The sequence below is a fragment of the Acidovorax sp. GW460-11-11-14-LB4 genome (assembly GCF_059423685.1).
In genome coordinates, this window is sequence record NZ_JBWKYJ010000026.1 from 12,074 (window position 1) to 28,287 (window position 16,214).

At 66.4% G+C, this 16,214-nt stretch carries 16 protein-coding genes; 9 read left to right on the forward strand and 7 right to left on the reverse strand.

What is annotated here, in order from left to right; all coding sequences use genetic code 11:
• Positions 1-110 precede the first annotated feature (110 nt).
• Positions 111-1,013: a DMT family transporter gene (locus AC07X4_RS11635; RefSeq protein ID WP_494740150.1), complete on the forward strand. Its 903-nt coding sequence runs from the start codon at positions 111-113 to the stop codon at positions 1,011-1,013.
• Between the two features lie 47 nt (positions 1,014-1,060).
• Here the strand turns inward: AC07X4_RS11635 and AC07X4_RS11640 are convergent, their stop codons facing one another.
• Positions 1,061-2,875: a bifunctional metallophosphatase/5'-nucleotidase gene (locus AC07X4_RS11640; protein WP_494740151.1), complete on the reverse strand. Its 1,815-nt coding sequence runs from the start codon at positions 2,873-2,875 to the stop codon at positions 1,061-1,063.
• A gap of 36 nt (positions 2,876-2,911) precedes the next feature.
• On the reverse strand, positions 2,912-4,009 hold the full coding sequence (aroC, locus tag AC07X4_RS11645) for a chorismate synthase (RefSeq protein WP_056067164.1): 1,098 nt from the start codon (positions 4,007-4,009) through the stop codon (positions 2,912-2,914).
• Positions 4,010-4,213: 204 nt separating this feature from the next.
• Between aroC and AC07X4_RS11650 the strand changes: the two genes are divergently transcribed.
• Entirely contained in the window at positions 4,214-6,451 is a 2,238-nt protein-coding gene (locus AC07X4_RS11650; protein ID WP_440597277.1) for a sensor domain-containing protein, read from the forward strand.
• Between the two features lie 63 nt (positions 6,452-6,514).
• Here AC07X4_RS11650 and AC07X4_RS11655 read toward each other — a convergent pair whose 3' ends face one another.
• Positions 6,515-6,964 carry a CBS domain-containing protein gene (locus AC07X4_RS11655; RefSeq protein ID WP_015013536.1) on the reverse strand — a complete coding sequence of 150 codons (450 nt, stop codon included), beginning with the start codon at positions 6,962-6,964 and terminating at the stop codon, positions 6,515-6,517.
• 158 nt (positions 6,965-7,122) lie between these two features.
• On the opposite strand from AC07X4_RS11655, the gene AC07X4_RS11660 reads away from it, so the two are divergent.
• The 3 genes from AC07X4_RS11660 to AC07X4_RS11670 all read left to right on the forward strand — a co-directional run bounded on the left by AC07X4_RS11660 (position 7,123) and on the right by AC07X4_RS11670 (position 9,763).
• A complete protein-coding gene (locus AC07X4_RS11660) occupies positions 7,123-8,433 on the forward strand; it encodes an O-acetylhomoserine aminocarboxypropyltransferase (protein WP_494740152.1) in 1,311 nt (436 codons plus the stop codon).
• 2 nt (positions 8,434-8,435) lie between these two features.
• The gene (locus AC07X4_RS11665; protein WP_291433215.1) at positions 8,436-9,254 is read left to right on the forward strand and encodes an alpha/beta fold hydrolase; all 819 of its coding nucleotides are present in this window, start codon (positions 8,436-8,438) and stop codon (positions 9,252-9,254) included.
• Between the two features lie 161 nt (positions 9,255-9,415).
• Complete coding sequence (locus AC07X4_RS11670) at positions 9,416-9,763, forward strand: Mpo1-like protein (RefSeq protein ID WP_494740153.1); 348 nt, start codon at positions 9,416-9,418, stop codon at positions 9,761-9,763.
• Positions 9,764-9,867: 104 nt separating this feature from the next.
• Here the strand turns inward: AC07X4_RS11670 and AC07X4_RS11675 are convergent, their stop codons facing one another.
• Positions 9,868-11,118: a YihY family inner membrane protein gene (locus AC07X4_RS11675; protein ID WP_494740154.1), complete on the reverse strand. Its 1,251-nt coding sequence runs from the start codon at positions 11,116-11,118 to the stop codon at positions 9,868-9,870.
• 21 nt (positions 11,119-11,139) lie between these two features.
• Between AC07X4_RS11675 and AC07X4_RS11680 the strand changes: the two genes are divergently transcribed.
• From AC07X4_RS11680 to AC07X4_RS11695, 4 genes are read left to right on the forward strand one after another with little or no spacing between them, the layout of a single operon-like run.
• A complete protein-coding gene (locus tag AC07X4_RS11680; RefSeq protein WP_121943276.1) occupies positions 11,140-11,571 on the forward strand; it encodes a DUF2069 domain-containing protein in 432 nt (143 codons plus the stop codon).
• A gap of 57 nt (positions 11,572-11,628) precedes the next feature.
• Entirely contained in the window at positions 11,629-13,044 is a 1,416-nt protein-coding gene (locus tag AC07X4_RS11685) for an FAD-binding oxidoreductase (RefSeq protein ID WP_494740155.1), read from the forward strand.
• A 19-nt stretch (positions 13,045-13,063) separates the two neighbouring features.
• Complete coding sequence (locus AC07X4_RS11690; protein ID WP_494740156.1) at positions 13,064-13,531, forward strand: GNAT family N-acetyltransferase; 468 nt, start codon at positions 13,064-13,066, stop codon at positions 13,529-13,531.
• 20 nt (positions 13,532-13,551) lie between these two features.
• Entirely contained in the window at positions 13,552-14,172 is a 621-nt protein-coding gene (locus AC07X4_RS11695) for an SMI1/KNR4 family protein (RefSeq protein ID WP_494740157.1), read from the forward strand.
• A 144-nt stretch (positions 14,173-14,316) separates the two neighbouring features.
• Here AC07X4_RS11695 and AC07X4_RS11700 read toward each other — a convergent pair whose 3' ends face one another.
• The 3 genes from AC07X4_RS11700 to AC07X4_RS11710 all read right to left on the reverse strand — a co-directional run bounded on the left by AC07X4_RS11700 (position 14,317) and on the right by AC07X4_RS11710 (position 16,187).
• Positions 14,317-14,787 (reverse strand): GNAT family N-acetyltransferase, encoded by a 471-nt coding sequence (locus tag AC07X4_RS11700; RefSeq protein ID WP_494740158.1) that lies wholly within the window; start codon positions 14,785-14,787, stop codon positions 14,317-14,319.
• Between the two features lie 14 nt (positions 14,788-14,801).
• A complete protein-coding gene (locus AC07X4_RS11705; protein ID WP_055402739.1) occupies positions 14,802-15,077 on the reverse strand; it encodes a hypothetical protein in 276 nt (91 codons plus the stop codon).
• 75 nt (positions 15,078-15,152) lie between these two features.
• Complete coding sequence (locus tag AC07X4_RS11710) at positions 15,153-16,187, reverse strand: PfkB family carbohydrate kinase (protein WP_494740159.1); 1,035 nt, start codon at positions 16,185-16,187, stop codon at positions 15,153-15,155.
• Between the last annotated feature and the right edge of the window lie 27 nt (positions 16,188-16,214).

Sequence of the window (16,214 nt, forward strand, 5' to 3'; positions counted from 1 at the left end):
ATTGCTACCAATTTGATAGCTATCGCAGCATGATGGACTAGCGCTTCAAGCAGTTTTTTCATCAAAACTTCCATCCAACACTTCGGCAAGCACTGCGCAGGTGCCTGACAATGCGCGCGGTGAAAACCCGCCATTTCCTGCAGCTGGTGCTGCTGTCTGCCCTGTGGGGCGCCTCCTTTTTGTTCATCCGCATCGCCAGCCCGGTACTGGGTCCGAATGTGATGGCCGCGCTGCGCATTGGGCTGGCCACCCTCACGCTGATCGGCATCATGCGCTGGGCGGGTGAGCCCTGGCCCTGGCGCCACTGGCGGGAGCTGCTGGGGCTGGGTGCACTGACGGTGGCAGCGCCTTTTCTGCTGTACGCCTGGGCGGCCCTGCACCTGCCTGCGGGCTACAGCTCTCTGCTGAACACCATGGCCGTGCCGTTTGGCGTGATCGCCGCCGCCTGGATGAAGGAAGACACGCTGAGCATGCGCAAATGGGCGGGCTGCCTCTGCGGCTTTGCAGGGGTCGCGCTGATCGTGCAGCTGGGGCCTGTGGCGCCCACCTCGGCGGTACTGCTTGCGGCAGGCGCGTGCGTGACCGCTGCGGCGTGCTACGGCCTGTCTCTCACCTGGATGAAGCGGGCGACCACCCGCATGTCACCGCTGTCGATCGCGGCCGGCATCCACGCCGCTGCCCTGGTGCTGCTGCTGCCCGGGGCGGCCTGGACATTGCCCACCGCACGTTTCACTCCCGAGGCGCTGGCCGCCGTGGCCGTGATGGGCATCGTGACCTCGGGGCTCGCCTACTGGCTCAACCTGCGAGTCCTCAAACATGTCTCGCCCGTGGCCGCCATGAGTTCCGCCTTCATGATCCCGCTGTTCGGCGTGGCCTGGGGCCATATCTTTCTGGGCGAGGCACTGGGGCCGGGCATGCTCTGGGGCGGCGCACTGGTGCTGGTGGCGACCGGGCTGGTCACCGGCTTCAACCCGCTGCAATGGCTGGGCGCGCTGCGCCGCACAGACGACTAAGCGGCGGACTCCCCCACCCAGCGTGCACCCAACGCCTTTGGTGCTCCTCAGCGCGCGGCAGGCGCAACGCGGGTGATGCGGTGGGTAGCGGGCGGTGCCACCGGGCTCTGCAGCCGGAAGTACGCCTCCAGCGCATCCAGGTCCAGCTCACCCACGCGCCGGTCCTGGCCTTGCGTCAGCACCGTGAAGTTGTCACCACCGCTGTCCAGAAAGCTGCTCATCACCACACGCACGGACTGCATGTCTGTCACCGGCGCACCATTCAGCACCATGTGGCTTATGCGCGCCCCGGCGGGCTGGCTCAGGTCGTAGCGGTAACTGAACCCGCTGGACACCGACAACACCCGGGGCCGCTGCACGGTGTTGCCCCCGCTGGCGAACTGCTGCTCCAGCACCGCGCGGATCTGCGCACCCGTGAAGGTCTTGATCACCAGCTGGTTGCCAAAGGGCTGCACCGCATACAGCTGGCCGTAACGCACCAGCCCTTGCTCATCCGGCACCAGGTCAGCGCGCAGGCCACCCGGGTTCATGAAGGACAGCTGTGCACCACCATCCGCAGGCGCTCGTGTAGCCAGCAGCTGGGCGTCCGCCACCAGATTGCCCAGCACGCTCTCCAACGCCGCGTTGGGCTGGCGGCGCATGGCCCCTTGGGCCTGCCCCACTGGACGCTGGGCCAGAGGAATGGCGGCAGCGCGGTAGGTGTCGATGATCTTTTGCACGCCGGGATCCGCAGGGAACGTGGGCACGGCCGTGGTCAGCGGCACCGGCCCCTGGGCGCCCGTGAAGGCCTCGCCCTGCACCACCACATTGCGCGCCGTCTTGCTCACCACACGGCGGGTCTGCGTATCCACGCGCAGCTGGATGTCGGTGAGCAGCGTGCCGTACTGGCCTGCGCTGGTCAGCAAAAAGGGCTTGGCCGGGTTCACGCGGCTGTAGTCGCACACATAGGCCTGGTGCGTGTGGCCCGAGACCACCACATCCACGGCCGGGTCCAGGCGCTCCAGGATGGGCACGATGTCGCCCGACAGACCTGCGCAGCTGGTCTCCTGCACGCCCGCCGTGGTGCCCCCGCCTTCATGGATGGCCACCACAATCACATCGGCGCCTTGGGCCTTGAGCTGAGGGATCAGCGCGTTGGCCGTGGCCGCCTCGTCCTCAAAACGCAGCCCAGCGACCCCGGACGGGCTGACCATGGTCGGTGTGGCCTGCAACGTGAGGCCGATAAACCCCATGGTGACGGTGACACCGCCTTCGGTAAACCGCTTGAGCCCCGTGGCGGGTAGCAGGGTGCGCCCGTCTTCACGCACCGTGTTGGCCGCCAGCAGGCCAAATTGGGCGCCTTCAAAAGGTTTGCTGATGCGGCAAGGCTCGCGCGAGGTGAATTTCTCGCAGCCACCGTTCTGCAGCCGCAGCAGCTCGCGCCATCCCCGGTCAAACTCGTGGTTGCCGACCGCGTTGAAGTCGATCTGCATGCGGTTGACGGCCTCAATGGTGGGCTCGTCCAGGAACAGCGACGACACCAGCGGCGAGGCACCCACCATGTCACCCGCCGACACCACCGCATGGTGCGGCGACTGGGCCTTGAGGGCTGCCATGGCGCTGGCGAAGTAGGCCATGCCCCCTGCAGGTGCCAGCACGGGGCCTGTGGGCCCTTGCACCCGGTGCGCCATGTGGGGCGGCTCCAGATTGCCGTGCAGGTCGTTGAAGCCGATGAGGGTGATGTCGATGTGGGCCGGCGCACTGCTCGCCGCAGGGGCGGTGGGCGAGATGTGCGTCATGCCGCCACAGCCAGCCAGCCACAGCGGCACGGCCAAGGCGGCCAACGCCCGGCGACGGAAGGCCCGGAACAAGCGGTTGCTCATACAGAGGCACCGCCCCTGGGACGGTGGGAGTTGGTGTTACAGAAACGAGGCCTGGATCGGCGGCACAGGTGGCACCACATCGCCGCACTGGGCACGGTGACGCAGCGCGTGCTCCATCACCACCAGCGCCAGCAGCGCCTCGGCAATCGGCGCGGCGCGAATGCCCACGCAGGGGTCGTGGCGGCCCTTGGTGATCACCTCGGTGCTCTTGCCGTGGATATCGATGGACTCGCGCGGGCTGATGATGGAGCTGGTGGGCTTGATCGCAATGCTCACCTCCAGGTCTTGCCCCGTGCTGATGCCGCCCAGCACACCACCGGCGTTGTTGGTGCGAAAGCCCTGCGGCGTCATCGAATCGCCGTGCATGGTGCCCCGGTGGGCCACGCTGGCAAAGCCCGCACCAATCTCCACGCCCTTCACCGCGTTCAGGCCCATCATCGCGTGGGCGATGTCGGCGTCAAGCTTGTCATACAGTGGCTCGCCCAGGCCCACCGGCACGCCCGTGGCCTGCACACGGATGCGGGCGCCGCACGAGTCACCGGCCTTGCGCAGGGCGTCCATGTAGTCCTCGTACTGCTGCACGTCGGCCACGGGGGCAAAGAAGGGGTTGGCGCGTACGTGATCCCAGCTCTCGAACGGGATGGGCAGCTCGCCCAGCTGCGTCATGCAGGCGCGGAACTGGGCGCCATACTGCTGTGCCAGCCACTTCTTGGCCACGGCGCCTGCGGCCACCGTGGGCGCCGTCAGGCGGGCCGACGAGCGGCCGCCACCGCGCGGGTCGCGGATGCCGTACTTGTGCCAGTAGGTGTAGTCGGCGTGGCCGGGGCGAAAGCTCTCGGCGATGTTGCTGTAGTCCTTGCTGCGCTGGTCGGTGTTGCGGATCAGCAGGGCGATGGGGGTGCCGGTGGTCTTGCCCTCGTACACGCCAGAGAGGATCTCCACCGCGTCGGGCTCGTTGCGCTGCGTGACGTGGCGGCTGGTGCCAGGGCGGCGCCGGTCCAGGTCGGCCTGGATGTCAGCCTCGGTGAGCGGCATGCCGGGCGGGCAGCCGTCGATCACGCAGCCAATGGCCGGGCCGTGGGATTCACCAAAGTTGGTGACTGCGAATAGGGTACCGATGGTGTTGCCGCTCATGGGGCGGGATTATCCCAGAGCCCCGGGTGCCCGACGCACGGCCGCACCGGTTTGCTGCGGTGTACTCCCCAACAGCTCCTACGTCACCGCACCCACGAGGCACCACACGCCCGATACGTGGCGCGTTTGCACAGGCATGACATATCCTGCTTGGCAGGGTTCTGGACGCTTGTTAGCATGTAAACATCGATTTTTGGGATCTCCATGCCCGCCCTCGCGCCACCCTCTCCGGGTCCGACATCACCTTCCCGCACCCTTCTGACTGCCGCCCTGGCAGATGCTCCCCTTCGCCGCGCACTGGACGCCAGCGACAACGCTGTGGTGATGACCAACAGCTCCAAGTGTGTGGTCTATATCAACGAAGGGTTCACGCGATTATTTGGCTACCAGCCCGCCGAGGTGCTGGGCCGGCACCTGAGCGAGGTATTGCTGGGACCCCACTCCGATCCGGATCTGCTCGAAAGCATCCGGGGCAATGTGCTGGCCAAAGGCAGTTTTCGCACGGATACCCTGCTTTACAGCAAGGCGGGGCAGCCCCGCTGGGTGTCCCTGGTGATCAATGCGTCCGACGAAAGCTCCGGCGGACCGGGGGGCAGCATTTCGATCCTCACCGACATCACGCTCACCAAGATGCACGAGGTCCTGCAGACGCATGTGCTGGAGGGCATGGTCAACGAGTTGCCCCTTCCCGAGCTGATGGCCCTCGTCTGCCGCGAGGTCGAACGCATCGCTCCCGAGGTCACCGCCTCCATCCTGGCGGTAGATGCACAAGGCCGGTTGCACCCGCTGGCAGCGCCCAGCCTGCCAGCCACCATCAGCCGCGCGCTGGACGGACTGGCGATTGGCCCCAAGGTAGGGTCGTGTGGCACCGCCGCCTTCCGCAACGCGCCCGTGGTGGTCACCGACATGGCCACAGACCCCCTCTGGGCTGACTACCAGGAATTGTTTGCCCCGAGCGGCATGCGCGCCTGCTGGTCCAGCCCCATTCGCGACCACCGAGGTCAGCCGATTGGCACCTTTGCGTTTTACTTCCGCGAACCGCGCGCACCCGACGCGCTGCATCAGCGCCTTGTCGATGTATGCCTGCACCTGTGTGCGCTGGCCATCGAACGCAACAGCACGCACGAGCGTATCCACCAGCTCGCGTTTTTTGATGTGCTGACCGGGCTGCCCAACCGGGCCCTGTTTCGCAGCAGCGGAGAGCGGGCGCTGGCCGACCTGCAGCGGGGGCGCCATACCGGCGCGCTGCTGTTCCTCGATCTGGACCGGTTCAAGCAGGTCAACGACACCCAGGGGCACGCAGCAGGCGATGCGCTGCTGAGCGAGGTGGCCCAGCGCCTGACCCAAGGCCTGCGTGCGCGTGACCTGATCGCGCGCCTGTCGGGCGATGAATTTGTGCTGCTGCTTTCCGAATGCACCACCGAACAGGCCGTGCAAAGCGCCCAGCGCGTGCTGCACGACATTGCCCAGCCGCTGGACATCTTCGGGCAGACCCATGTGCCCCACGCGAGCATCGGCATTGCGATGTTTCCGAACGATGGAGACACCATCGACACCCTGCTGCGCCATGCCGACCAGGCCATGCACCAGGCCAAAAGCGACCATCGCCACAGCCTGCAGCTGTTCAGCGCCGAGATGAACCGCCGTGCCCAGGAGCGCGCCTCGCTGGAGCGCGCGCTGCAGCAGGCACTGTCCGACCGCAGCCTCACGCTGCACTACCAGCCGCAGGTTCTCAGCAGTTCCCCCGGCACCTTGCACGGTGTGGAGGCTCTGGCGCGCTGGAACCACCCGCAGTGGGGCATGGTGCCGCCGTCGCAGTTCATCCCCGTGGCCGAGGACGCCGGGCTGATCCATGAGCTGACCCTGTGGCTGCTGGACGAAGCCTGCCGCCAGCTGGCGGCCTGGCGCGCTGCAGGCCACGACGTGCCCTGCGTGGCCATCAACCTGTCGGGCCGCAGCTTCCACCGGCCGGAGTTTGCGCAGGAGATCAGTGATGCGCTGCAGCGCCATGGCCTGCGCGCCAGCGATGTGCTGCTGGAGATCACGGAGAGCGTGATGATGGATGCGCGGCCCGTCACGCTGCAGAACATCGAGGCCCTGCACCACCAGGGCTTCAAGCTGTCGCTGGATGACTTCGGCACCGGCTATTCCAGCCTGAGCTACCTGCACCGCCTGCCCATCAGCGAGCTCAAGCTCGACATGGCTTTTGTGCAGGACCTCACCACCAGCGCCACGGCGCGCGCCCTCACGGTGTCGGTGCTGAGCATTGCGCACAGCCTGGGCATGGTGGTGGTGGCCGAGGGGGTGGAGACCACCGGCCAGCAGCAGTGGCTGCAGGCCCACGGCTGCCCGGTCATGCAGGGCTACCTGTTCGGCAAGCCGCTACCACCCGATGAGATCGAGGCCTGGCTCTGCGCCCAGGCGCCTCGCCCCTATCGCTGACTTGGCTAGAGGCACATCTGTGCCGTCACGCCGGGGCGCAGGCCTCGCGCCCTGCCCACAACCTCAGGTACGAGGTTCTTCTTCCGGCCAGTCGCGGATGTAGGCCTTGAGCATCTTGTTCTCGAAGTTCTGGCTGTCCACCACGGCCTTGGCCACGTCATAGAAGCTGATCACGCCCATCAGCATGCGGCGGTCCATCACGGGCATGTAGCGTGCGTGGCGGTCCAGCATCATGCGGCGCACTTCGTCCATGTCGGTTTCGAGGGTGCAGGTCAGTGGCGCATCGTCCATGGCCGTGCGCACCAGCATCGTGCCCACGCTGCCGCCGTTCTTGACCAGCGCCTGGATCACTTCGCGGAAGGTGAGCATGCCCACCAGGTCGCCATGCTCCATCACCACCAGCGAGCCAATGTCGCGCTCTGCCATCAGGCTCACGGCACCCGCCAGCGGCTCGTCCGGCGATGCGGTGTAGAGGGTGTTGCCTTTGACGCGAAGGATGTCGCTGACTTTCATGGTGCGGAGTCTCCGGGGGATCGGGAAGAATCGGAAAGAGTATGTGTGGGCCCGCACACACCAGCACATCCGCTGGGGTTGCCCAGGTGCTGCAGGCTGTTTGTCAGCAAATATAGCCCACAATGCCCGCCTGCATTGACAACATGGGAGACACACAGATGCCCGGTTACTCCGACCCCGGCTTTGACACGCTCGCGCTGCACGCAGGCGCCAGCCCCGACCCCGCCACCGGCGCGCGCGCCGTGCCCATCCACCTGACCACCTCGTTCGTCTTCGAGTCGAGCGACCATGCCGCGTCCCTCTTCAATCTGGAGCGCGGCGGCCATGTGTACAGCCGCATCAGCAACCCCACCAGTGCGGTACTGGAGCAGCGCGTGGCCGCCCTGGAAGGCGGCGTGGGCGCGATCGCTACCGCCAGCGGCCAGGCGGCATTGCACCTGGCGATTGCCACGTTGATGGGCGCGGGCAGCCACATCGTGGCCAGCACGGCGCTGTATGGCGGTTCGCAGAACCTGCTGCACTACACGCTGTCGCGTTTCGGAATCGAGACCACCTTCGTCAAACCCGGCGACATCGACGGCTGGCGCGCCGCTGTGCGCCCCAACACCAAGCTGTTTTTTGGCGAGACCGTGGGCAACCCCGGCCTGGATGTGCTGGACATCCCTACCGTATCCTCTATCGCCCATGAAGCGGGCGTGCCGCTGCTGGTGGACTCCACCCTGACCTCGCCCTGGCTCATCAAGCCTTTTGAACATGGAGCGGATCTGGTCTACCACTCGGCCACCAAATTCCTCTCGGGCCACGGCACGGTCGTGGGGGGCATTGTGGTGGATGGCGGCAGCTTTGACTGGGACGGTCCCAAATCGTCCGGCAAATTTGCCGAGCTGACGCAGCCCTACGATGGCTTTCACAACATGGTGTTCACCGAAGAGAGCACCGTGGGCGCCTTTCTGCTGCGCGCGCGGCGCGAGGGCCTGCGCGACTTTGGCGCCTGCATGAGCCCGCACACCGCCTGGCTCATCCTGCAAGGCATCGAGACCCTGCCGCTGCGCATGGCACAGCACATGCGCAACACCGAGAAGGTGGTCGAATTTTTGGCTGCGCAGCCGTTTGTGTCGCGCGTGGGCCACCCGTTGCTGGAGTCTCACCCCAGCCATGCCTTGGCGCAAAAGCTGCTGCCACGCGGTGCGGGCTCGGTGTTCAGCTTTGACCTCAAGGGCAACCGCGAGCAGGGCAAGAAATTCATCGAAACCCTCAAGGTCTTCAGCCACCTGGCCAACGTGGGCGACTGCCGCAGCCTGGTGATCCACCCGGCCAGCACCACGCATTTCCGCATGACCGACGAAGCGCTGGCGGGCGCGGGCATCAGCCAGGGCACGATCCGCCTGTCCATCGGCCTCGAAGATGCCGACGACCTCATTGACGACCTGAAACGCGCGCTCAAAGCCGCAGAAAAGGCGGAGGCCTGACCATGCACATCCAAGTCAACGGCGCCGCCATCTACTGCTACACCGGCGGCAAGGCATTTGATGCCGCCAAACCGACCGTAGTGTTCATCCATGGCGTGCTCAACGACCACAGCGTGTGGGCCCTGCAAAGCCGCTACATGGCCAACCACGGCTGGAACGTTCTGGCCATCGACCTGCCCGGCCACTGCCGCAGTGGCGGCGATGCCCCCGCCACGGTGGAGCAAGGCGCGGACTTCATCGGCGCGCTGCTCGATGCCGCGGGCGTGCAGCGCGCGGCGCTGGTAGGCCACAGCTGGGGTTCCCTCATCGCCATGGAAGCCGCTGCGCGCCTGAAGGACCGCATCAGCCACCTGGTGCTGGTGGGCACCGCCTTCCCGATGAAGGTGTCGCCCGCGCTCATCGAGGCCTCGCAGACCGACCCGGAGAAGGCGATGCGCATGGTCAATGTGTTTTCCCGCAGCACCCTGTCTGCGCCCCCGTCGGCCCTGGGCCCGGGCACCTGGGTATTTGGTGCAGGCATGGCGCTGGGGCGCAAGGTGCTGCGCAGCAATACGGCAGTCAACGTGTTCCACCGGGGATTTGTGGCCTGTGACAGCTATGCCGGTGGCGAAGCGGCCATGGCGCAACTGACCTGCCCCGTGCTGTTTGCGCTGGGCAGCCAGGACCAGATGACGGCGCCCAAGGCCGCACAGGGACTCGTCAAGGCCGCCCAGGCGGCGGGCAAGCAGGTGCAGACCGCCCATCTGCCCGTGGGGCACAACCAGATGACCGAGGCGCCTGAAGAGACACTGGCCGCAATCCGGGACTTCCTGGCCCGGTGACTCCCAAACCCCGGCGCGCTGGCAGGCCCGCCGGGGCCTTCAGAACCCGTTCAAAGCGGCAGACCCGTTGGCGACACCACACCCGCACTGCCCCGCTGGTGCGCACCGGGGCCACGGCGTATAACGCGGGCAGAGCCCCAACGCCGCCCGGAGACAACGCCATGACCACCCAGACTGCCACCCCGCAACCAGCGCCCAGCACGGACCCTCGGGCCTTCAAGCGCTTCGCGGACTTCTACCCGTTTTACCTGAGCGAACACAGCGACCGCACATGCCGCCGCCTGCATTTTGTGGGCTCCACGCTCACGCTGGTCTGCCTGGCCATGCTGGTGGCCACGGGCAAGCCCCAGTACCTGCTGTACGGCCTGCTCTGCGGCTACGGCTTTGCCTGGGTGGGGCACTTCGGCTTTGAAAAGAACAAGCCCGCCAGCTTCAAGCGCCCGCTGTACAGCTTCATGGGCGACTGGGTCATGTACAAGGACATCTGGACGGGTAAAGTGCCCCTGTGAGATGACTTGGAGCCCCAGAGGCTGGAAGCGCTAGTGCAACATGCCTCATTAGCTCTTATTTGTATAGCAATGAGCCGCTATTTGAAGGCAGTCATTCACACCGGTCAACGCGCCTGCAACACATCCGCCATGCGCAAGCTTTCGAGTCTGGCGTTGACCCACAGCGGCCCCAGGCTGTCCACGCGCTGCAGCAGCAAGCGCTGCACCAGGGGCGCAAGCAAGGTGCTTTCCGGGTCGGCCAGCAGCACATAGCGGGACTCGGGCACGTCGGCCGCACTCACCGCAGCATCGGCCACCTGTCCAACCCAGTCCAGCGCGGTCAGGGCTTCCAGCACCGGCTCCAGCTGCAATCCATCGACCCGCAGCAACTGGGCCAGCTGGCTGGGGCGCAGGCCCTTGATGGGCTGCTGGCGCGCACGGTGCAGCGCCTGCAGCACCTCCACCGCCAGCTGGAACGTCCAGCCCGCCACCGTGCCGCGCCGCGCCACCCCCGCCAGCAGGCTGGGCAGGTACGCGGTCACCACAGCACCCAGCAGCACGATGACCCAGGCCACATAGATCCAGACCAGCAAGATGGGCAGCGTGGCAAACGCGCCGTACACCACCGAGTAGGTGGGCACCTTGCCCAGGTACACCGCCAGCACCTTCTTGGCCAGCTCGATGCACACCGCCACAAAAAAGCCGCCCGTCCAGGCGTGCCGCCATTTCACCGGCGTGTTGGGCACATAGTGGTACAGCGACGCCATGCCGCCCGCCAGCACCACAAACTGGATCGAATCGAACAGCAACTGCACGCCGTCCGGCAGGCGCTTGACCAGCCCGCCCGAGGCCGACATCACATACGAAGTGAGGGCCAGGCTCGCGCCCATCAGCAACGGGCCGAGCGTGATGGCCGCCCAGTAGATCAGCACCCGCTGGCCCAGCGGCCGCAGGCGCTGCACGCGCCAGATGTCGTTGAGCGTGCGGTCGATGGTCAGGATCAGTGCCAGCGCCGTGGCCAGCAGGATGCTGAACCCCGCCACCCCCAGGCTGCTGGCCTTGGCCGCAAACTGCGTGAGGTAGCCCAGCACCTGCCGCGAGATGCTGTCGGGCACCAGGCTGCTGACCAGCCAGCCCTGGAGCGCATCCTGCAGCTTGCCGAAGATGGGAAATGCGGTGAACACCGCCAGCGCCACGGTGAAGAACGGCACCAGCGCCAGGATGGTGGTGAAGGTGAGGCTGCTGGCCGTGAGGCCCAGGTGGTCCTCACGAAAGCGCTCACGCAGCGTCTGGGCCGTGGTCTTCCATGGGAAGTGCGACAGCTCATTGATCAACGCCTCGGTGCGTGACGCTACTGTCTGTATGGAAAGAGGCATGGCCGATATGATGCCACCCCAATGACTGCCTCCCCCGCCATCCCTCTCCCACCGTCCGACAGCGGTGTTGCTGCCACCCGCTGGCTTGCCACCGGCAGCCTGCTCGCCCTGATTGTTCTGTGCCTGGCCTGGGAGCTGGTACTGGCCCCCTTGCGCCCCGGCGGCACCTGGCTGGCGATCAAGGCCCTGCCGCTGTGCATCCCGCTGGCAGGCATCCTGAAAAACCGCATGTACACCTACCGCTGGGTCAGCCTGGTGATCTGGCTGTACTTCACCGAAGGCGTGGTGCGCGGCTGGGGCGACAAGCCCCCATCGCAATGGCTGGCCTGGGGCGAAGTGGCCTTGTGCCTCGTGCTGTTCACCGCCTGCACGCTGCATGTGCGCGTGCGCCAGCGCAACGCCAAGGCAGCCGCCGCTGCGGCGGAAGCCAGCGCAGCGCCACCCGCCCCCTGATGCCCATGGCGCAGCCCTCCGCTACCCGATCAACCCACTGAACCCGTCGCTTCACCCATGACCACCTTGCTCGACACCCTGCGCACCATCGTCGGCCCCGCCCATGTACTCAACGAAGGCGACCTCACCGCCTGGGAACAGGACTGGCGCCGCCGCGTGCGCGGCAAGGCCCTGGCCGTGGTGCGCCCTGCCAATACGCATGAGGTGGCCGCTGTGGTCAAGGCCTGTGCGGCAGCGGGCACCGCGATCGTTCCGCAAGGCGGCAACACCGGTCTGGCCGTGGGCTCGACGCCCGATGACAGCGGCACACAGATCGTGCTGAGCCTCACGCGCATGAACGCGGTGCGCAGCGTGGACACCGACAACCTGACCATGACGGTAGAAGCGGGCTGCATCCTGCAGAACCTGCAGGACGTGGCCGAGAAGGCCGGCGTGCTCTTCCCTCTGAGCCTCGCTGCCGAGGGCAGCTGCACCATTGGCGGCAACCTGGGCACCAATGCAGGCGGCACGCAGGTGGTGCGCTACGGCAATGCGCGCGACCTGTGCCTGGGCCTCGAAGTGGTCACGCCGCAGGGCGAGGTGTGGGACGGCCTCAAGGGCCTGCGCAAGGACAACACCGGCTACGACCTGCGCGACCTGTTCATCGGCAGCGAAGGCACGCTGGGCATCATCACCGCCGCGACGATGAAGCTCTACCCTGAGCCCGCCGCACGCCTCACCGCCTGGGCCGCCGTGCCATCCATGGAGCACGCCGTGGCGCTGCTGGGCCTGGCGCACAAGCAGCTGGGCGCGGGCCTCACGGGCTTTGAGGTGATGGGCAAGTTTGCGCTGAGCCTGGTGGGCAAACACATGCCGCAGCTGCGCGTGCCCTTTCTGGGCGACGACAACGCGCCCTGGTGTGTGCTGCTCGAAAACTCCGACAGCGAATCCGAAGAACACGCGCGTGCACGGTTTGAATCGCTGCTGGAGACCGCGTTTGAAATGGGCTGCGTGACCGACGCCGTGGTGGCCGAGAACCTCACCCAGGCGCACCAGCTGTGGCACATCCGCGAGAGCATTCCGCTCGCCCAGGCCGAAGAGGGCCTGAACATCAAGCACGACATCTCGGTGCAGATTTCGCGCATCCCCGCCTTTGTGGCCCACACCGACGCGGTGCTGCAGCGCGAGATCCCCGGCGTGCGCCTGGTCAACTTCGGCCACCTGGGCGACGGCAACCTGCACTACAACGTGCAGGCGCCCGCCGAGGGTGATGCCAAGGCCTTCCTGCGCGAGCACGAGGCGCATGTGAACCACCTGGTGTACGAGGCCGTGGCCGAGTTTGGCGGCTCGTTCTCGGCCGAGCATGGCATCGGCGAACTCAAGGCCGACAAGCTCGCCAAGTACCAGTCGCCCGTGGCGCTTGGCATGATGCGCGCCATCAAGCAGGCGCTGGACCCGCAGGGCATCATGAACCCGAAGCGCGTGCTGCAGTAAACCCACAGAAAGCTGACCCATGACCGCTGCCATGACTGTGCGCCCGGTTCAACCTGAAGACTACGCCGCCTGGCGCCCGCTCTGGGATGGCTACAACGCGTTCTATGGCCGCTTTGGCGCCACCGCGCTGCCGGAGCACATCACGCAAGCCACCTGGCAGCGGTTTCATGACGCGGCAGAGCCCATGTTCTGCCTGGTGGCGCAGGACTATGCCAGCGGCGAGCTGCTGGGCCTCACGCACTATGTGTTTCACCGCAGCATGACGCGCATCGAGCCCGTGTGCTACCTCAGCGACCTGTTCACCCGCGAAGCCGCGCGCGGCCGGGGCGTGGGACGGGCGCTGATCGAAGCGGTGTACGGCGCAGCGCGCGCCGCCCAATCGTCCCGCGTGTACTGGCAAACCCACGAGACCAATGCCGCGGGGCGCCAGCTGTACGACAAGCTGGCCAAGCACCATGGTTTCATCGTGTACGCACAAGAACTTTGACAGCCACCCAAGGTCTGCCCATGACACTGCCTGATCTGCACCGCGCCATCGCCGAACACAAAGGCACGTTCTCCTGTGAGCGCATCAACAAGCCGCAAGAGACCAAAACGGTGAATTTTCAGCACCACATCCAGCCCCCCGCTGCGCTGGATGCCCCCCTGCCCGGTGTGGGCCAGCTCGCCGCTTTCTACGCCACGTTCGGCGGCGTGCTGCTGTACCACGATGCCGACTCGGGCGACGCCGCCCGCTACATCGCCCCGCCCGCTGAATGGCCCACGCTGCAAGAGGCGTTTGAGGGCTGGACGGAACACCTGAGCGACGAAGAACGCGAAGAGATCCTGCCCGACTGGATCGAACACTGCCAAGTGATTGGCGAGACACCCCATTCGGGCAACTACATCCTGATGGCGACCGATGGCGAGTGCGCCGGCCAGGTGTTCGAGTTCGACCACGATGGTTTTGAGTTCACCCACGCGGCCGACGACCTGGTGGACTATGTGCAGCGCCTGCTCCGCCTCGACACCCCCACGCTGGCCAACATCGCTTCGCACATGCGCTTCATCGACAAGAACACGGGGGCGCAGTGGTGGATTCTGGAAATGAGCGACAACCAGGGCCACCGGGTGCGTACCGACGTGTGAGCTGCGGCAGGGCAGGAAGCACCTATCGCTATAAAAATGAGAGCTTTCAGCGCATATAAATTGCGCGCCAGAGGCCATTTTTACTAGAACATTCGCTCTCCCGTCCCTGACCTGAGGGGTGACGCCGCCGCCGAAAAGGTGAAGTCACAACACCTTGCGCATTGGCTGTGCCTGTAGCCCCGCCCAGGTTTGCACGGCTCCATGCGGCACATAGCCATGGCGACGATAAAAGGCCTCCGCAGTGCGCGTGCTCTCCAACCCCAAAGCTTCGAGCCCCACCTCGCGTGCATGGGCCTCCACGTGCTGCAGCAGGCCCCGCCCCACCCCTTTGTGCAAGGCCTCTGGCACCACATAGCAAAGCGCCAGCGTGGGCCGCGCCAGCAGCGCAAAGCCCACCATCGTGTCGCCTCGGTATGCCCCCCATGCTGCAGCGCCCGGCGCGGAGATCCACGCAGACAGGTTCTCGGGCGTCTTGTTGGCCAGCCAGGCCATCAGTATGGTGGGGTCATGGCCGTGGTCCAGCGCACAGCAGCGGGTGATGGATTGGCGGATGACCGTGCAGGCGGCTTCTGCGGCATCGGGGCCCACAGGGATGATCCGTGTGTCCTGGGGCACTGCGCTAACCGCAATCACGCCGAAACCAGCCCTGCAAGCGCGACAGCCAGCACAGCGAGCACCCCATAGAACAACAAGCCCACGAATATCAGGCCGTTGGTCGTCACCACACGTTGTCCTTCATGCCGGAACGACAGTGCGCCCGCTGCACTCCAGGTCCGCGCTTCGTTGCTGCCCCAGCGCTCAGAGCGCCAGCGGCCCAGGCCGACCACCCGCACCACCTGAGCACCCGTGAAGACGATCAGCACTTCAACCACTGACCACAGCATCGCAACCAGAAACTCCGTCATCGGCATCCTCCGCAAATCAGCGACGGCAAATGATAGACGGCCTGCCACTCCAGAGACGGTGACCGAACCCCCATGTCAGCGTGGGTCTTGGGCTGCGGGATGCTGCTGGCTCCATGCGCGGGCAGCCTCCCAGCCCGGCGGCACGCAGCCTTGCTCCATCACGCACAAACTGGCGCTGGCCAGCGCATGGCGCAGCGCCTGCTGGCAGGCATCGGCCGTCAGCGTTTCGACAAACCGCACAAAGCTCGCACCACCCGCGGCCTGCGCCTGCCGCAGCAAATGCGCCAGCAGCCCTGCCAGAAAGCTGTCGCCCGCGCCCACGGTGTCCACCACTGGCAGCGGCTGGGCCTCTTTGGCAAAACACTGCACGCCGTTGCGGTGCAGCAGCCAGGCGCCTTCCGCGCCCAGCGTGAGCGCCAGCAGGTGGGCCTGCGGGTTGGCGGCCAGCAGGTGCTGTGCGCGGGCCAGGGTAGCCACACCAGGCACGGCCAGATGCTCCAGGTCTTCGTCGCTGGCCTTGATGATGTGGGCGTAGGCCAGCGCGGCGTGCACCGTGGTGCGGTAGGCCGCCAGGTCGGGCATGACGGAGGGGCGCAGATTGGCGTCGACCACCACACAGCGGCCTGCGGCGCGCTGAGCGGCCAGCCACGGCAGGTAGATGGCAGTGTCACGCGCGTCGAGCGCCAGCGCGCCGGTGCACACCAACTGCAGCGCGGGCAAGGCGGCGCAGCTATCGCCCAGACCTGCGGCAGACACGGCACGGTCGGCCACGCCTTCGCGGTAGAAGGCGTAGTCGGGGTGGCCATGTGCGTCGAGGTTGACCACGGCCAGTGAGGTGACCTGCAGCACGGGCTCGGGCTGTGCCAGCACCACGCCATCGTCCATGAATTGGGCCGCCAGCTCGCGGCCAAAACGGTCGCGCGACAGGGGGTTGAGGTACTGGGTGCCCACGCCTTGGCGGGCCAGCGCACGGCACAGGTTGTAGAGCGCGCCGCCCAGGCACGGCAGGTAGCTGCCATCGGGGCGGCGGATCAGGTCGATGAGGGCCTCGCCGGCAATGGCGGCGTGGATGGGCGCTGTGCCGTTGGAAATCGTGGATGCGGAAGTCATGGACGTTTGGAAGGAAGCAGACAGTGC

What these genes read in the sequence shown, in the direction of transcription:
- AC07X4_RS11665 (WP_291433215.1), top strand. Translation starts at nt 8,436, where the DNA reads ATGCACATCCAAGTCAACGGCGCCGCCATCTACTGCTACACCGGCGGC.
- AC07X4_RS11640 (WP_494740151.1), bottom strand. Translation starts at nt 2,875, where the DNA reads ATGAGCAACCGCTTGTTCCGGGCCTTCCGTCGCCGGGCGTTGGCCGCC.
- AC07X4_RS11680 (WP_121943276.1), top strand. Translation starts at nt 11,140, where the DNA reads ATGACTGCCTCCCCCGCCATCCCTCTCCCACCGTCCGACAGCGGTGTT.
- AC07X4_RS11660 (WP_494740152.1), top strand. Translation starts at nt 7,123, where the DNA reads ATGCCCGGTTACTCCGACCCCGGCTTTGACACGCTCGCGCTGCACGCA.
- AC07X4_RS11655 (WP_015013536.1), bottom strand. Translation starts at nt 6,964, where the DNA reads ATGAAAGTCAGCGACATCCTTCGCGTCAAAGGCAACACCCTCTACACC.
- AC07X4_RS11675 (WP_494740154.1), bottom strand. Translation starts at nt 11,118, where the DNA reads ATGCCTCTTTCCATACAGACAGTAGCGTCACGCACCGAGGCGTTGATC.
- AC07X4_RS11685 (WP_494740155.1), top strand. Translation starts at nt 11,629, where the DNA reads ATGACCACCTTGCTCGACACCCTGCGCACCATCGTCGGCCCCGCCCAT.
- AC07X4_RS11650 (WP_440597277.1), top strand. Translation starts at nt 4,214, where the DNA reads ATGCCCGCCCTCGCGCCACCCTCTCCGGGTCCGACATCACCTTCCCGC.
- AC07X4_RS11705 (WP_055402739.1), bottom strand. Translation starts at nt 15,077, where the DNA reads ATGACGGAGTTTCTGGTTGCGATGCTGTGGTCAGTGGTTGAAGTGCTG.
- AC07X4_RS11670 (WP_494740153.1), top strand. Translation starts at nt 9,416, where the DNA reads ATGACCACCCAGACTGCCACCCCGCAACCAGCGCCCAGCACGGACCCT.
- AC07X4_RS11710 (WP_494740159.1), bottom strand. Translation starts at nt 16,187, where the DNA reads ATGACTTCCGCATCCACGATTTCCAACGGCACAGCGCCCATCCACGCC.
- AC07X4_RS11695 (WP_494740157.1), top strand. Translation starts at nt 13,552, where the DNA reads ATGACACTGCCTGATCTGCACCGCGCCATCGCCGAACACAAAGGCACG.
- AC07X4_RS11690 (WP_494740156.1), top strand. Translation starts at nt 13,064, where the DNA reads ATGACCGCTGCCATGACTGTGCGCCCGGTTCAACCTGAAGACTACGCC.
- AC07X4_RS11635 (WP_494740150.1), top strand. Translation starts at nt 111, where the DNA reads ATGCGCGCGGTGAAAACCCGCCATTTCCTGCAGCTGGTGCTGCTGTCT.
- aroC (WP_056067164.1), bottom strand. Translation starts at nt 4,009, where the DNA reads ATGAGCGGCAACACCATCGGTACCCTATTCGCAGTCACCAACTTTGGT.